The organism is Janthinobacterium silvisoli, from assembly GCF_014200725.1.
In the GTDB taxonomy this organism is placed as follows: domain Bacteria; phylum Pseudomonadota; class Gammaproteobacteria; order Burkholderiales; family Burkholderiaceae_D; genus Janthinobacterium.
The window spans coordinates 63,789-78,975 of the sequence record NZ_JACHCL010000011.1 but is presented as its reverse complement, the minus strand read 5'-3'; the positions used below and the strand labels follow the sequence as shown (position 1 = coordinate 78,975).

At 58.8% G+C, this 15,187-nt stretch carries 13 protein-coding genes; 4 read left to right on the top strand and 9 right to left on the bottom strand.

Annotated features, from left to right (window positions below; genetic code table 11):
- Complete coding sequence (locus HDE75_RS26100; RefSeq protein ID WP_183682892.1) at window positions 1-903, bottom strand: ABC transporter ATP-binding protein; 903 nt, start codon at window positions 901-903, stop codon at window positions 1-3.
- Window positions 904-1,181: 278 nt separating this feature from the next.
- Window positions 1,182-2,036 carry a hypothetical protein gene (locus tag HDE75_RS26095; RefSeq protein WP_183682889.1) on the bottom strand — a complete coding sequence of 285 codons (855 nt, stop codon included), beginning with the start codon at window positions 2,034-2,036 and terminating at the stop codon, window positions 1,182-1,184.
- 158 nt (window positions 2,037-2,194) lie between these two features.
- On the opposite strand from HDE75_RS26095, the gene HDE75_RS26090 reads away from it, so the two are divergent.
- On the top strand, window positions 2,195-2,941 hold the full coding sequence (locus tag HDE75_RS26090; RefSeq protein ID WP_183682886.1) for a metallophosphoesterase family protein: 747 nt from the start codon (window positions 2,195-2,197) through the stop codon (window positions 2,939-2,941).
- A 12-nt stretch (window positions 2,942-2,953) separates the two neighbouring features.
- Here the strand turns inward: HDE75_RS26090 and HDE75_RS26085 are convergent, their stop codons facing one another.
- From HDE75_RS26085 to HDE75_RS26065, 5 genes are all read right to left on the bottom strand, one after another.
- Window positions 2,954-4,297, bottom strand: coding sequence for a sigma-54-dependent transcriptional regulator (locus tag HDE75_RS26085; RefSeq protein ID WP_183682883.1), 1,344 nt, complete (start codon window positions 4,295-4,297; stop codon window positions 2,954-2,956).
- Window positions 4,290-6,194 carry a sensor histidine kinase gene (locus tag HDE75_RS26080; protein ID WP_260174453.1) on the bottom strand — a complete coding sequence of 635 codons (1,905 nt, stop codon included), beginning with the start codon at window positions 6,192-6,194 and terminating at the stop codon, window positions 4,290-4,292. Before HDE75_RS26080 ends, HDE75_RS26085 begins: the two co-directional genes overlap by 8 nt.
- 90 nt (window positions 6,195-6,284) lie before the next feature.
- On the bottom strand, window positions 6,285-7,274 hold the full coding sequence (locus tag HDE75_RS26075; RefSeq protein WP_183682880.1) for a porin: 990 nt from the start codon (window positions 7,272-7,274) through the stop codon (window positions 6,285-6,287).
- A gap of 75 nt (window positions 7,275-7,349) precedes the next feature.
- Window positions 7,350-8,663 carry a dicarboxylate/amino acid:cation symporter gene (locus tag HDE75_RS26070; protein ID WP_183682879.1) on the bottom strand — a complete coding sequence of 438 codons (1,314 nt, stop codon included), beginning with the start codon at window positions 8,661-8,663 and terminating at the stop codon, window positions 7,350-7,352.
- Between the two features lie 392 nt (window positions 8,664-9,055).
- Complete coding sequence (locus tag HDE75_RS26065; protein ID WP_183682876.1) at window positions 9,056-11,407, bottom strand: catecholate siderophore receptor Fiu; 2,352 nt, start codon at window positions 11,405-11,407, stop codon at window positions 9,056-9,058.
- Window positions 11,408-11,696: 289 nt separating this feature from the next.
- On the opposite strand from HDE75_RS26065, the gene nudC reads away from it, so the two are divergent.
- A complete protein-coding gene (nudC, locus tag HDE75_RS26060; RefSeq protein WP_183682973.1) occupies window positions 11,697-12,524 on the top strand; it encodes an NAD(+) diphosphatase in 828 nt (275 codons plus the stop codon).
- 78 nt (window positions 12,525-12,602) lie between these two features.
- Entirely contained in the window at window positions 12,603-13,169 is a 567-nt protein-coding gene (gene folE / locus HDE75_RS26055) for a GTP cyclohydrolase I FolE (RefSeq protein WP_183682873.1), read from the top strand.
- A 55-nt stretch (window positions 13,170-13,224) separates the two neighbouring features.
- Here folE and HDE75_RS26050 read toward each other — a convergent pair whose 3' ends face one another.
- Window positions 13,225-14,070 (bottom strand): AraC family transcriptional regulator, encoded by an 846-nt coding sequence (locus HDE75_RS26050; protein WP_260174452.1) that lies wholly within the window; start codon window positions 14,068-14,070, stop codon window positions 13,225-13,227.
- 180 nt (window positions 14,071-14,250) lie between these two features.
- On the opposite strand from HDE75_RS26050, the gene HDE75_RS26045 reads away from it, so the two are divergent.
- Window positions 14,251-14,679, top strand: a complete 429-nt coding sequence (locus HDE75_RS26045) for a hypothetical protein (protein WP_183682870.1) — start codon at window positions 14,251-14,253, stop codon at window positions 14,677-14,679.
- A gap of 9 nt (window positions 14,680-14,688) precedes the next feature.
- Here the strand turns inward: HDE75_RS26045 and HDE75_RS26040 are convergent, their stop codons facing one another.
- On the bottom strand, window positions 14,689-15,054 hold the full coding sequence (locus HDE75_RS26040) for a hypothetical protein (protein WP_183682867.1): 366 nt from the start codon (window positions 15,052-15,054) through the stop codon (window positions 14,689-14,691).
- Window positions 15,055-15,187 lie beyond the last annotated feature (133 nt).

The following is a 15,187-nucleotide window of genomic DNA, read 5'->3' as shown; positions in this document are numbered from 1 at the left end:
TTACGCTGCTGCGGCTTGTACTGCGGCGCCTTGGCGGGCGGCACTGCGGACATGCAGGAAGTACACGTCTTCCAGGTCGGGCGCGACGGAGACGAAGCCGCTGTCGGGCTGGCTGTCGGCAAACACATTGATTTGCGGTTTTCCACCCACCAGGCGCGTCGACAGCACGTTAAAGCGCTGCTGGTATTGCGGCAGCTCATCGCTGGTGACGCTGCGGCGCCAGACCTTGTGTTGCAAGGTATCGATGGCGGCTTGCGGCTCGCCCTGCACCAGCACTTCACCCTTGACGATCATGGCCATGCGCGGGCACAAATCCGTCACGTCTTCCACGATATGGGTCGACAGGATCACTACCACCTGTTCGCCGATCTTGGCCAGCAGGTTCAGGAAACGGTTGCGTTCATCCGGGTCCAGGCCGGCCGTCGGTTCATCGACGATCACCAGGCGTGGCGCACCGAGCAGCGCCTGGGCGATGCCGAAGCGCTGGCGCATGCCGCCCGAATACGTGCCCAGGTTGCGCTTGCGTGCTTCCCACAGATTGGTTTGCTGCAGCAAGGCTTCCACCGCTTCCTTGCGCGGGCCTTTTTCCGTCAAGCCTTTCAGCACGGCAAAGTGATTCAATAAGGTTTCCGCGCTGACTTTCGGATACACGCCGAAGTCCTGCGGCAGATAACCGAGCTGGCGGCGCAAGCCTTCCTTGTCCCTGAGCACGTCGAGGCCATCGAAAGTAATGCTGCCGCTATCGGGGTCTTGCAAGGTCGCAATGGTGCGCATCAGCGAGGACTTGCCCGCTCCGTTGGGGCCCAGCAAGCCGAACATGCCGTTCGGTATTTCAAGACTGACGTTGTTGATGGCTTTGACGCCATTGTCATAGGTTTTGTTCAGCTGTTTGATCGATAGCATGTGCAGCACTCTCCTGGGCTTTAGATAGGGTAATGGAGTCCGCGCGGTCTGCGTCATGCGCAGACTGCCGACGGTTCCTGCCGTTGCATGGATATTTATTTCTCGGCAACAATACTGTACATCGTTCGCTTAGGAAATAATTACTTTTGCGACAGGCTGTCGCAATTCGGTAACGAACGACGAAAATGCGGGTTTGGAAGACGGCGAAACAGGAAGGGAGGGGAAGGAGGGGGGCAGAACTGGCCCCGCAGGGCTTGCAGGGCCAGTCAGTGACGATGTCAGAAGCGCATCTTCAGATAGGCCGACGGCCCCGTCAGGCGCACATTCAAATTTGCCTCGCGCGCATTATCGCTATCACGGTCCAGCTTGATTTTCGAGATGCCATAGTCGGCCACAAAGCCGATGTTCTTGAACGGAAACCACTCGAGACCGATATTGCCGCCATAAATATGGCCATTGATACGCCCGCCGTTTTTCTTGATGCCCGACGCTTCCGCATACATGCGCAAGTCTGGCGTGAAGGCGTGGCGCCAGCCCACTTCCAGCAGCGGTGCAAACGCATGTTCACTGATGGAATCGCTGGCGCTCGCTGTTTGACCATTCACAATGCCCGATGCCGTGCCGTCCAGGTGGGCGCGGTAATAGGCGGCGCCCAGGCCGATGCCGAAGGTATCGTTGCCTTCGCCCAACCACCATTTATAGGCCAGCTTGGCCAGGTCCAGTTCCAGGTCCGCATTGGCGGTAGCCGTGCCCGACACTGGCTGGCCATTGATGGTGGTCTGGCCCGTCAGGGTAGGCGTGTAGGATTTGTCGTAGCGGTAGTAGTCGAAGGCCAGGCCGTGCCGATCGCCGATCAGCAAATCGGCTTTCACCCTCGGTATGGTGGTATGGTTAGGATTCGATTCCGGTGCATCGATACGGCCAAATTGCGTGTCGGCCCCGATATTGATGCGCGGTTCTGCATAAAACGCACCCAGTGAAATGCTGGCGCGATCCAGGGTGACCGATGGGTCGGCGCGGACAGTGGTACTGGCGGCGCCCATACTCAGTATCCCCAGCATCATGACGCTGCGCAAGCCAAGGTGGCGCAAGCGTGGTGGAGAAAGACGGGCGGGCACGGACGTGGCAAACATGTAAACTCCTTTGCGATAGGGATGGCGTGGCCGCAAGGTTGGGGCGGCAATGCAATAGAAAAATAATAGCAATTCAGTTAAGTTGCTGGCGTAGCCGCACGGCGCAAGTCGCCGTCGGAATTGTCCTACTGCAGCGTGACATAACAAGGGGAGAACGTATGAGAATCGCCGCCATTTCTGATATTCATGGCAACCTGGCGGCGCTGGACGCCGTGCTGGCCGACATCGCGCGCCGCGGCGTAGACTTGATCGTCAACCTGGGCGACATCGTCTCGGGCAATCTGCAGCCACGCGCCACGGCGGCACGCCTGATGGCGTTGGATTTCCCCACCATTGCCGGTAATCATGAACGCCAGTTGCTGGGCGACCCGGCGCGCATGGGCGAGTCGGACCGTTATGCGCGTGAGCAGCTATTGCCGCAGCAATTGGCGTGGATAGAGACGCTGCCAGCCACCTTGCGTTTGACGGAGGATGCGCAGGATGTATTGCTGGTGCACGGCACGCCGACCAGCGATCTCGTGTATTTTCTCGATACGGTCACGCCGCAAGGCAGCCGCGCCGCCACTTTGGGCGAGGTGGTCCAGCGCGCAGGTACGGCGGACGCGGCGCTGATACTGTGCGGCCACACGCATATGCCGCGCAAGGTAGTCTTGCCCGACTGGCGGCTGGTCGTTAATCCCGGCAGCGTGGGCTTGCCGGCCTATGGCGACGACCATGGTTATCCGCACGTGATGGAAAACGGCACGCCGCACGCGCGCTACGCCATCGTTGAACGCGATGCCCGCGGACGCTGGTCGGCGCAGTTTCATGTGGTGGAGTATGACTGGGAAGGGGCGGCGCAGTTGGCGCTGGCCAACGGCCGGCCCGACTGGGCCGTGGCCTTGCGTACGGGCAGGGTTGCCTGACGGTTTTATTGCTTATCTGAATTCTTCAGCCACCAGATTGTATTTCTGCATCTTGTGGTACAGGGTCTGTTTCGGCAGCCCTAATACCGCGCTCACTTCACTGACGTTGCCCGCATAAGCGCGCAGTTCCTGCTCGATCAGGGCACGTTCGAAGCCATTGACCTGTTCGGCCAGCGACAAGGGACTGGCCAGTGTCCCCGCCAGCAGGCTCGAGCCGCCGCTGGCGATGCCCAGCACGAAGCGGTCTGCAATATTACGCAGTTCGCGTACGTTGCCAGGCCAGTTGTGCGCCATCAAGTTGCGCATTTGTGCGCTGGATACCACCGGTGCGGCACGGTTATAGCGGGCAGCGGCAGCCAGCACGAAGTGTTCGAATAGCATCGGGATATCTTCGCGCCTGTCGCGCAGCGGTGGCAAATGCAGCACGATCAAATTCAAACGGTAATACAGGTCGCTGCGAAATTTCTGTTGCTGCGACAATTCTTCCAGATCCAGCTTGGCGGCCGCGATGACCCGTACATCGACCGCCGTGGGCAGGTTGGAACCCAGGCGTTCGATATAGCGTTCCTGCAGCACGCGCAGCAATTTGACTTGCAGCGACAGCGGCAGGCTTTCTATTTCATCGAGAAAGAAGCTGCCATGGTCGGCATGCTCGATCTTGCCCACTTGCCGCTTGGCTGCGCCCGTGAAGGCGCCCGGTTCGTGGCCAAAGACTTCGCTTTCAAAGATGCTTTCAGGAATCGCTCCGCAATTGACGGCGACAAAGTTGTGCTTGCGGCGGTGGCTGAAGTCGTGCAGGCAGCGGGCCACCATTTCCTTGCCGGTGCCGGTGTCGCCATAGATCAGCACATCGGCCGGTTCGTCGGCTACGTCGAGTATCAAGCGCCGTATGTCGCGCATCGCCACCGAATTGCCCAGCAGGCGCGCTTCGATACCGCCACCATCTTCCAGCTGGCGGCGCAGGCTGTGTACTTCCAGCATCAAACGCCGCGTTTCCAGCGCGCGCAGGATGACGTCTACCAGCTGTTCCGACGAATACGGTTTTTCAATGAAGTCGTAGGCGCCCGTGCGCATGGCGTGTACAGCCATGGTGATGTCGCCGTGGCCCGTGACGAGAATCACGGGCAGGTTGGCGTCCAAGGTCTTGACGGCTTGCAACAGTTCCAGTCCGCTCATGCCGGGCAGGCGCACATCGCTGACGACGATGCCGGGAAAGTCTGGTCTCAGCAATTTATACGCCAGCTCGGCCGAATGAAAAGCCAGCACGTCCAGGCCGGCCAGCTGCAGCGCCTGCTCGCTGCCTTCACGCACCGTGGGATCGTCTTCGACCAGCAAGACCTTCAAGCCTTCAAACATGTTTTTCCTCCTGCCTTGCAATCTGTAATTCGATGGTGAAGATGGCGCCGCCGCCGGGGGCGTTTTCGGCGCGCAATATGCCACCGAACTGGCGCGTGATCTGTTCGGAAATGGCCAGCCCCAGGCCCAGTCCCTGGCCTTGCGGCTTGGTAGTAAAGAAGGGTTCGAACAAATGTTCATACACTTCCGGCGATAAGCCCGGTCCCGTGTCGGCCACATGGATCAGGACTTGCTCCGGTGTGCATTCTACCGACACGCGCAAGCTGCGCACTTCGCTGCCATGCATGGCGTCGAGCGCATTCGCAAACAGGTTGACCAGCACCTGCTCCAGGCGGTTGCTTTCGCACATGGCGAAGATATCGTCGGGCGGCAAATGCAAGGTAAAGCGTACGTTTTCCACCTGCAGACGGCGCTCGACCAGAAATAGCGCATTGCTGATCGCGGTAGGGATCGAGACAGATGTCAGGCTGGTGGTCGACTTGCGCGCAAACACTTTCAATTGACCCGTGATGGCGCCCATCCTGGCGGCAATCTGCGATATTTTAGTGAGGTTGCGCCGCGCATCGTCGAGCCGGCCCCGCTCCAGCAGGATCACGGCATTATCGGACATGGTGCGCAGGGCCGTAAGCGGCTGGTTCAGTTCATGCGTGATGCTGGCCGACATCTGGCCCAGCACCGCCATCTTGCCTGCCTGGAATAATTCGTTTTGCGTGATGTGCAGTTTTTGCTCTGCCTTGCTGCGCACCTCGATTTCCTGGCTCAGGCTTTGCGTCATGGCATTCAATTCCGAGGTGCGCTCCTCGACCATGGTTTCCAGGTTGTCGTAGGCGTGCTGCAAATCTTCGCGTGCGCGCAGTTTTTGCGCCACGGCTGCGCGCCGCTGGCGCAAATAAAAGAATAGCAGCATGAAAAAGCCCAGCAGCACGCAAGAAAAGGCGGCGGCCGCGCGGGCGCTGGCTTTCGCCTGCGACAGATCGGACAGGTAAATAAAAGTCCAGTCGCGCGGCGACTTGAGCTTGATCTGCGTCATCACGCTGGACGTGGTCTTGGGTGGTCCATCGGCACGATCCTGCTCGCGTATGGAGATCACGCGTGCGCCATTGCCCAGTTGGCGGTCGGAAATAAAGGGGATCGGTTCCAGCTGCTTCGAGTAATACTGGCGCGTGCGGTTAAGTTCTTCGACGACATCGGCCGACAAGGATGCCAGGGTCTTGTATTTCCAGTCCGGCATGGAGCTGAGAAAAATCACGCCATGTTCATCGGCCAGCATCACTTTATCTGCCCCTTGCACCCAGCGTTTTTCCAGGTTTTCCAGGTTCAGCTTGACGGTCGCCAGGCCCAGCATGCGGCCATTTTGATAAATGCCATGGGCAAAGAAATAACCTGGTTCCAGCCGCGTCGTGCCCACGCCATAAAAGCGTCCCGGCGTGCCGCGCAAGGCATCCTTGGCATAGGGGCGGAAGGCGATATTGTCGCCGATAAAGCTGTCCGGCAAACGCCAGTTGCTGGCGGCGCGCGTATTGCCATCGAGATTGCTGATAAAAATCGTCGACGACTTGGCCTGGGCGTTCATTTGCTCCAGATAATGGTTGACCGTATCGACCAAGACGGGATCTTCCGGATGCTGCAGCAAACGGATCACATCGCGGTTCAGCTCCAGCGTCTTGGGCAGGAAATCGTATTTTTCCAGCGCGTTTTCCAGGCTGCTGATATACACCTCCAGCCGCTGCGCACCGCTGGCCTGCAGCTTGCCGATGGCGATGCGTTCAGTCCAGAAATACACCAGCCAGACGATCGCCAGGCAGGCGGCCAGCACCATGCCCCAGGCCAGTGCCTTGCGGCCTGAGCGCTGCATCAGGCGCTGGCGCCAGGAAAGAGGTGGTTTGCTGCTATTCATAGACCGACAGTATCGCATCAAGGTGCTGTAAAGATAAAAAAGCCGCCGGATCTGACTCCGGCGGCCTGGGTATTGCACAAGCAGGCGTTATCAGAAAGTATGACGTATGCCGAGGTTAAAACCTGTATTGCCGGTGCCATTATCGGTCGCGTTGCCGACCGTAAACGTGGCGCCATTCTTGTTGCTGATATGGCCGTAACCGGTGTACAGGTCGCTGCGCTTGGACAGCGAATAAAACGCGCCGATGGCCCATTGCTGGGCGTCACGGTTCAGTACGCTCTTGTCGTTGTGGCGGATGTAGGAGGCGACCAGCTTGGTGCGGCCAAACGGTGCACTGAAACCCAGCAGCAAATCGTTGCTCTTGCTCAGGTCAAGTGCGCGGTTGTCTGCATAGCCGAAGTTGGCTTGCAGCATCTTAAAATCGTAGCGCACGGCCAGCAGGGTATTGCGGGTTTGCTGGGTCGCCAAGGCGTTGTCTTTGCGGTGATGCGCGAGGGTCAGGTTCAGCGGACCATCGATGTAGTGCACGGCGCCGCCAATGCTGCGGTTTTTCGCATTGTTATCGGCCGCTTCGCCAAAGCCATAGGCCAGGTCGGCCGACAGCTTGTTGTAGGTCGGCGTGGTGTATTGCAGCATATTGTCGACACGCATATTGCTCACCATCAGGTTCGCCGCAGTGCCGGCCAGGCCGATGGCGAAAGGATCGGCCACGTCGCGCAAGGCCAGGTAATACGGTGAATACTGGTGGCCGGCGGTCAGGGCGCCGGCGCTGCCGGACAGGCCCACATACGCCTGGCGGCCAAATAGCAAGCCACCCTGGCCCGCCGTGCCGGTGTCGATGTTGTAGCCGTTTTCCAGCACGAAACTGGCGGCCAGGCCGCCGCCCAAGTCTTCCCTGCCCTTGAAACCGATGCGCGAGCCCGAGGCGACACCGCTGGCGATGCGGTTCAGGCGCTCGCCGGCGGCATCCTTGTCCAGCACCAGGCCGGCGTCGGCAACGCCGTAGATGGTAACGTTGGACTGCGCCAGGGCGCCGCTGCAGGCGCCAAGGGCCAGCAGCGTAAACAGTGCTTTTTTCATAAGTACCTCAGGAGTGACGAGCGGCTGGTGCTTGAACATATCCTGGTCCGCGCATGGCGGACCAGGATGCCGGGATCAAGCCTTGCTGGTGTGATCGGCTGCGCCCCAGTGGCTTTCCGTGTTCTGGTTGGCGGCGTTGGCGGCGGCGACTTCTTCTTCCGTGGCCAGGCCACCTTCCCATTTGGCGACGACGGCGGTGGCAACGGCATTGCCAACCGCGTTGGTAGCCGAACGGCCCATGTCGAGGAACTGGTCCACGCCCATCAGCAGCAACAGGCCCGCTTCTGGAATGTTGAACTGGGTTAAGGTCGCAGCGATCACCACCAGCGAGGCGCGTGGCACGCCGGCGATACCTTTCGAGGTCAGCATCAGCAACAGCAGCATGGTGATCTGGGTACCGATCGACAGGTCAATGCCGTAGGCTTGCGCGATGAACAGCACGGCAAAGGTGCAATACATCATCGAGCCATCGAGGTTGAAGGAATAACCCAAAGGCATCACGAAGCTGGAAATCTTGCGGTCCACGCCGAACTGGTCGAGCGCTATCAGCAGTTTCGGGTAGGCCGCTTCCGAACTGGCGGTCGAAAAGGCCAGCAGGAATGGTTCGCGGATCAGGCTGACCAGCTTGAAGATGCGCGGGCCGATGACGAAGAAGCCGGCAGCGATCAGCAGCGCCCACAGGCAGATCAGGCCCAGGTAGAAGCCGCCCATGAATTTGGCGAACGTGAGCAGCACGCCCAGGCCATGGGTGGTGACAACCGAAGCCATGGCAGCGAACACGGCCAGCGGCGCCATGTTCATGATGGTGCCGGTGATGCGCAGCATGACTTGCGCCAGCTGGTCGATCACGTTGGTGAGCGCCTTGCCCGATTCGCCCAGGCCAGCCAGTGCGCCGCCGAAGAAGATGGAGAACACCAGTACTTGCAGGATTTCATTGTTGGCCATCGCCTCGATCGGCGATTTCGGTACCAGATGCGTGAAAAAGTCTTTCATGGTGAAAGCGGCGGTCTTCAGATTGGTGCTGGCGTGTACGTCCGGCAATGGCAAGCCCAGGTTGGTACCCAGTTGCATCAGGTTGGACAACACCATGCCCAGCGCCAGCGACACCAGCGAGGCCACCATGAACCAGCACATGGCTTTCAAGCCGATGCGGCCAGCTGTCTTGCCGTCGCCCATGTGGGCGATGCCGACCGTCAGGGTCGAGAACACCAGCAGCGCGATGATCATCTTGATCAGGCGCAGGAAGACGTCGGTGACGATCGAGATATTGCCAGCGATTTCAGCGCTGGCCTTGGCATCCGGGAATGCCGTGTTGCATGCGTAACCCACGCCTATGCCCAGTATCATCGCAATCAGGATGTACAGGGTTAATGGCCGTTTCTTTTTCATGTTGACTCCTCCAGATGAAGCGCCGCTGCGAGCGGATTATGTATTAATGTTGAATATTGAGCAACTCAGGTCTGGTGTTGCTCATAAGCTATTTCTTGTGTATTTGCGTGCTGTCAGGTTCTTACATAGCAAAGGATATGCCTGAAATCGCTTTTTGCCACGCAGATATGCAAGTGAATGATTTCATGCGGTTTTTTTATTGCAGCCGCATTGTAATCGCATCGCAGGCGCTCTGGCATGCGCAAATTATTGGACGGTGATGGGGCAGTCTGTATGACTTTTCATACAGAGGGGCAGAACATGCACCATGAATGACAATGTTTATAAAATAAAAAAAGCCCCTCCGGTAGGGAGGGGCTTGCTGAAGCGCCGCATGGCGGCTACATGCCAGATCAGAACTTGATATTGGCCGTCAGGCTGAACGAGCGCGGCTGGCCTGGCGTGTAGCGGTAGCCGCTCTTGTTGATGGCCGCCACGTAGACTTTGTCGGCCAGGTTGTAGGCATTCAACTGCAAGTCCAGGTTCTTGTTGACGGTATACGTGGCCATGGCGTCGAAGACCCAGTAGCCATCGATGCGCGCCGGGGTGCCGATGGCGCCATCGGTGCCGCGCAACATGTCGCCCACATAGCGGGCGCCGCCTCCCAGCTTCAGGCCGAAGGGCAAGGTGTACGAAGTCCAGCTGGTGAACGCCTGTTTCGGTGTGTAGCTGAGGTTATTGATGCCCGACGCCGTCACCACCTTGCCCGATTCCACTTCGGTATTCATGCGGGTATAGCCGGCGCTGACCAGCCAGTCGCGCATGATTTCGCCGACCACGCCGATTTCCACGCCTTGCACGCGTTTCTTGCCGGTCTGGTAGTACAGGGTAGGGATGACGGGGTCTTGTTCCACGTCATTCCTGACCGTGGTCTGGTACAGGGCGGCCGTCAGCGACAGTTTTTGTTTCAGCAAGTCCCATTTGCCGCCGAGTTCCTTGGTGGTGGTTTCTTGCGGATCATAGGTGGGATTCTGGGCACTGCTGGCCGCGGCGCTCAGCGCAAAGTTCACGCCCGGTGGCGCTTTCGAGCTGGCCCACAGGGCGTATACGCTGCTGTCCGCCGTTGGTTTGTATGACACGGCAAGCTTGCCGTTGGCCAAGGTGTTGCCCAAGGTCAGGTGGGTAGGGATAGGCGTGCCCACGGGCAAAGGCTGGACCTGGCCAGCCGCCACTGCCGTTTGCAGGGTCACGGCGTCATAGGTGGTGTTGAAATGGTCAAAGCGCATGCCGCCATTAAAACTCCATTTGTCGCCCAGCTTGATGGTGTCAAACGCATACACGCTCTGCGTGTTGACTTCGCCTTCCGTATAGGCGCCGCTGCGCACCGGGTTGAAACCCGTGACCGGGTCGTTGGGATTCGGGTGATACAGATTGGCTGGCGCCAGGGTGCCCAGGCTGGCGGGCACATAGCTGTAGTTGGTCTGCTTTTCGCTGGTGAACTCGACGCCGGTCACCAGCGAGTGTTTCAACGTACCCGTGTCGAATTGCGCAGTCACCACCGTCTGGTTGGTCAAAATCGTGTTTTCCTGATCCTTGACCGTGCGCAGTGAGCGCGCCAGGGTCCAGGTCGATGGATCGGCGGCCACCGGTGTCGCCAGGTTGGCCGTGCTGCCCATGAAGGATGTCAGCAGATAGTCTTCCTTGGTCTTGCCGTAGCGGGTGGTGTTTTGCAATTGCAGCGTGGGCGAAAAATCATGCTCGATGCGCACGGTCGCCATGTCGGCCTTGACCTTGTCATAGTCCGACGTGGAACCATAGAAATTATTAGGGTCGACCTTGGCGGCGCTGTTCAGGAAAGTGCGGACGACTTTATTGGTGGCTGTAATGGTATCGGGCGTGGTGTAGCCGGGCAAGCCGATGGTAGGCACGCCGCCGTCGGGCACGTTGTTCTGGTCCACGTGCAGGTAGCTGGCCGTGACGCGGGTCGGTTTGCCGATGCCGAAGGTGATGGTGGGCGCCACCGCCCAGCGCTTGTTCTTGACTTCATCGCGGGCCGGGTTGCCGCTGTTCTGGTCCAGCAGGTTCAGGCGGAAGGCGGTGCCGCTGTCGGCGTCGATCACCCGGTTCCAGTCGGCCGTGGCGCGTTTCTGGCTGCCGCTGCCTGCCGTCAACAATGAATTGAAATTGTTTTCCAGGGTTGCTGTCTTGCTGACCAGATTGATCGAACCGGTTGGCGAGCCGCGCCCGCTGTCGGTACCGGCCGGGCCCTTGAGCACATCGATCTGCTCGATATTGAAGACATCGCGCGAGATGGAACCCACGTCGCGCACGCCATCGACATAGATATTGCCCGAGGCATCGAAGCCGCGCATGTAGACGGCGTCGCCCGTATTGGTGCTGCCGTTTTCGCCGAGGAAGAAGGTACCCACGCCAGGCGTGTTGCGCAGCGCATCGGTCAAGGTCACGGCGCCTTGCTGCTCGATTAATTCCTTTTTGATCACGACGATGGTTTGCGGCGTATCGACCAGTTTTTCCGTGTATTTCGGTGACGAAGCTTTTTCTGCCTTGAAGTCATTTTCCTTGGCGCCAACGACCTTGACTTCGTTCAGGGTTTGCTGCGAAGCGGGCGCAGCCTGGCCGGCCGGATCGGCGGCGTTGGCAGCGTCGGCTGCGTGAGCGGCGACGGGCAGCAGCATCACCGCTAGCGCGGCGCCGATCTGCTGGTTGAAACGGGATGACAGATGTTTGCGGCTCTTGATTGCCATTTTTTTGCTTTCAATGATCTTGAGAAGTCCTGGCTGGCGCTGCAAGACCATGCCGGAGCATGAGGGGCAGATGGCTGGCGATGGAAAGAATGGGAGACATTGTAATAATCGGTAGCTGATTCGTAAATGAGAATCGTTATCAGTCTCGTTTACGCAACGAATCGTCGTGACAGGAAAAAAACACTGTGATATCCCATCAGTGCTTGTGTTGCCGGTCACTTTGCTGCTATGCGCGCAAGCGTTCTGGAGCGGGAGTATGATGAGCAACCTTTACAAATTTCCTCTTAGCATGCTGCAGACTCCCGACGCGTTTTTGCCCCTCATCGATGTTCCCACGCCCTTGCCTGATCATCCGCTGACCTTTGTATTTCACCGTGGCCGTTTGCTATTGGATACCTTGAACCATGCCTTGCCCGAGTTTGAGCGCGTCAAGGCGCTGGGCCTTGATCTGGCGCAGGCGCAGTCGGTTGGTATGTGGCAAGGCCGTTATTGCCAGACGGTCTGGACTGATGACGAAGCCTTGCCTGACAGCAGCCTGGCCTATCACAGCCTGCGCTCGCTGTTCAATGTGGTGGACGATGGTTTCCTGGGCTTGATCAGTCGCGCGGCCCAGCTGGCCGAGTGGGCGCGCACCCACCGTTATTGCGGCGTGTGCGCCACGCCCATGCAGCGCCATCCGGGCGAGCGCAGCTTCAAGTGCGGCGCTTGCGGCATGCTGGCCTACCCGCGCATTTCGCCGGCGATGATGGTACTGATACGCAAGGGTGAAAAAGTGTTGCTGGCGATGCACAAACATTCGCCGTCGCAGCGCTTCAGTCCCTTGGCTGGTTTCCTGGAAGCGGGCGAATCGATCGAAGAAGCGGTGCACCGCGAAGTGATGGAAGAGGTGGGTTTGCGCGTGCACAATCTGCGCTATTTCATGAGCCAGTCCTGGCCCTTCCCCCATTCGCTGATGATCGCGTTTACAGCCGATTATCTCGATGGCGAAATTCGCCTGGACCAGAATGAAATTGCCGAGGCGCGCTGGTTCGGTGCGGACGATGTGTGGCCCGAAGCGAGCTCCAGCGTGTCGATTTCTTCGATGCTGGTGCAGGCGCACCGTCCGCCCGCTAAATAGGAAAAGCGTGGTCGGCTCAGGCAGATTGCCCACTTTTCTATATACTGGCGGCAATTGTAACTATTTGGGTGTTTTAGTATGTCTCAAGAAGAATTCTCCGAAAACGACTGGCGCCGTTTGATCAGCAGCCTGGGTGAAGACCCACAGCGTCCTGGTCTGCTGGAAACGCCGGCACGCGTGGCGAAAGCCTGGAAACACTGGACCTCGGGCTACGGTCAAAACCCGGTCGACCTGTTGAAAGCGTTTGAAGATGGCGCCGAACAGTACAACGAATTGATCGTCGTGCGCGGCATTCCCGTGTACAGCCATTGCGAACATCATCTGGCGCCCTTCTTTGGCAAGGCCACCATCGGCTACGTGCCGAATGGAAAAATCGTCGGCTTGTCGAAACTGACGCGCCTGGTCGATTGCTTCTCCAAGCGCCTGCAAGTACAGGAACGCATGACCATGCAGATCGCGAATGCCTTGATGGAAGTGCTGGAACCGAAATCGGTGGGGGTGGTCGTGCGCTGCCGTCATTTGTGCATGGAAAGCCGCGGCATCCGTACGCCAGGCGAAGAAACCATTACCTCAGCCATGCTGGGCGAGATGCAGCCGAACCTGGCGCTGCGCACGGAATTTTTGGCGCTGGCCCGCGAAAGCTGATTTTCGCGGTAGATGCAAGCAGAAGGCGGCGCGATGCCGCCTTTTTTTTATGACTTCAAGCGTTGGCGGCAGCCTTGCGCTCGGCCAGATAGCGCGCCGGTGGCTGGCCAACCGCCTTGCGGAACATGGTGACGAAGCCGCTGGTGTTTTCATAGCCAAGTTCCATCCCCACCGTTTTCACGCTATGCCCTTTCGCCAGCCGCTGCAGGGCGATGATCACATGCAATTGCCGGCGCCAGCGGCCCACGCTCATGCCGATTTCCTCCAGTAATTGCCGCGTCATGCTGCGCTCGCTCATGCCGATGCGGCTCGCCCATTGCGTCAAGGTACTCTTATCTGCTGGCTGTGCCAGCAGCAAGTCCGCCAGCTGGCGCAAGCGGGCATCGCGTGGCAGCGGCAAGTGCAAGTCTTCCACCGGGGCGGTCGCCAGTTCATCGAGCAGGGTGGCCACCAGGCGCTCTTCGGCGCCATTCAGTGCATACAAGGTGGGGAAGCTGGCTGCCTTGATGATCAGTTCGCGCAGCAAGGGTGAGACGGCGAGGGTGCAGCAACTGTCGGGCAAGGCAGGGGACGAGACCTGGACCATATCGGCATCGACAAACAGGCAATAACATTGCGCCTCGCCCACACCGCGCGCCGCGTGCAACAAGCCGCCCGGTATCCAGATGGCGCACTGGGGCGGCACGATCCAGACCCCGCTTTCCACCTCACAATGAATCACGCCACGCACGGCGTATAGCAACTGCCCCTTGCGGTGGCGGTGCGGCGCCTGTTCCCATTCACGGCTGACACAAGCGACACCCACGGCCAGCACGGGGCGCAGCACGTCATCAATCTGTTCCATGGAAGAGGGTATGTCAGACCGTAATGGCGGCATGGTGGGGAATACGGGTAGGGACATGGCAAGTTTGTTTGGCTGAATTGAATAATATTGTGGCCAATTTGTGCAATGACGTCCAGCGCTACCTTCGGTATCGTGTGCTTATCCGCAGCCTCACTTCAACGGCAACAGCCGCCGCCAGTGCTCTGATGAAGGTCTGGACGGATGGGCAAAAGCACTATTGATGAGGGAGGTAATACCATGCTGCTCGACATTTCCAATTTTCCACTGGTCTGGATGCGTCACGACGCCGTATCCGGCGGCAATACCGAGGCGCTGTTTGCGCAATTCGATGCCTTGCTGACGCGCCGGCAAGCATTCGTCATTCTCACCGACGAGGGTTACGCCGATAGCGGACATGAACACACGCAGGAAGAGCGCAAGCGCACGACCTTGTGGATGAAGCAGAACAAGGCGGTGATCCGCGCGTATATCCAGGGCTTGGTGATGGTGGAGCCCGATTGCGCCAAGCGCCTGGCGGGCAAGGCGTTTGCCGTGATGTTTGGCAAGTTCTGGGGCTACCCCCTGCATTTCGGCAGCAGCCGCGACGACGCGCTCGATATCGCCCACAGCCTGTTGCAGGCTTGGCTGCCGCCGCAGTCAGCACTCGATCAAGCGGTACTTTCCTGACGAACAGCTTTAGTAGCGGTACTCGCTCACCAGATGTTTGGTGAAGTTGTACTTGCTGCCGCCATCGAGCAAGTCGATCAGGCGTTTTGGGGTCGAGGCCGACATGAAGGCGTCGGCCGCGCCGCCCGTGCTGCGAAACTTCATGCCGGGGCTGAGGATCTGGTTGGCGCCGATTTTCAAGTGCTGGAAGCTCTTGGTTTTCTCATTGTTGAGGATAAAGTGCAATTCCTGCTTGAAGGTCAGGAACGGTATCTTCAGCCACCAGCCTTCGTCCGTGCCATAGCTGGCCACGCTGGCAAAATGCGTGTTTTTGTCTGTCAGCGTGGGTTTGCCCAGGCGGTCGTTGATGCGCTTCATGGCTTCGATCTTGGTCATGCTGTTCTTTCTGTTGGATGCAAGGTATTTGCAACGTTGTTAGCCGCGCATTCTGCCACAGTTCCTTCTTCCTCCTGCCAGTCCCTTGGACGACATGGCGTTCTTAAAAAAACATTTCTTATAAGCATTGTCA

Coding starts and splice junctions, on each gene's coding strand:
- HDE75_RS26100 (WP_183682892.1), bottom strand. CDS start 903: ATGCTATCGATCAAACAGCTGAACAAAACCTATGACAATGGCGTCAAA.
- HDE75_RS26085 (WP_183682883.1), bottom strand. CDS start 4,297: ATGTTTGAAGGCTTGAAGGTCTTGCTGGTCGAAGACGATCCCACGGTG.
- HDE75_RS26065 (WP_183682876.1), bottom strand. CDS start 11,407: ATGGCAATCAAGAGCCGCAAACATCTGTCATCCCGTTTCAACCAGCAG.
- HDE75_RS26090 (WP_183682886.1), top strand. CDS start 2,195: ATGAGAATCGCCGCCATTTCTGATATTCATGGCAACCTGGCGGCGCTG.
- HDE75_RS26095 (WP_183682889.1), bottom strand. CDS start 2,036: ATGTTTGCCACGTCCGTGCCCGCCCGTCTTTCTCCACCACGCTTGCGC.
- HDE75_RS26040 (WP_183682867.1), bottom strand. CDS start 15,054: ATGACCAAGATCGAAGCCATGAAGCGCATCAACGACCGCCTGGGCAAA.
- nudC (WP_183682973.1), top strand. CDS start 11,697: ATGCTGCAGACTCCCGACGCGTTTTTGCCCCTCATCGATGTTCCCACG.
- HDE75_RS26080 (WP_260174453.1), bottom strand. CDS start 6,194: ATGAATAGCAGCAAACCACCTCTTTCCTGGCGCCAGCGCCTGATGCAG.
- folE (WP_183682873.1), top strand. CDS start 12,603: ATGTCTCAAGAAGAATTCTCCGAAAACGACTGGCGCCGTTTGATCAGC.
- HDE75_RS26050 (WP_260174452.1), bottom strand. CDS start 14,070: ATGTCCCTACCCGTATTCCCCACCATGCCGCCATTACGGTCTGACATA.
- HDE75_RS26075 (WP_183682880.1), bottom strand. CDS start 7,274: ATGAAAAAAGCACTGTTTACGCTGCTGGCCCTTGGCGCCTGCAGCGGC.
- HDE75_RS26045 (WP_183682870.1), top strand. CDS start 14,251: ATGCTGCTCGACATTTCCAATTTTCCACTGGTCTGGATGCGTCACGAC.
- HDE75_RS26070 (WP_183682879.1), bottom strand. CDS start 8,663: ATGAAAAAGAAACGGCCATTAACCCTGTACATCCTGATTGCGATGATA.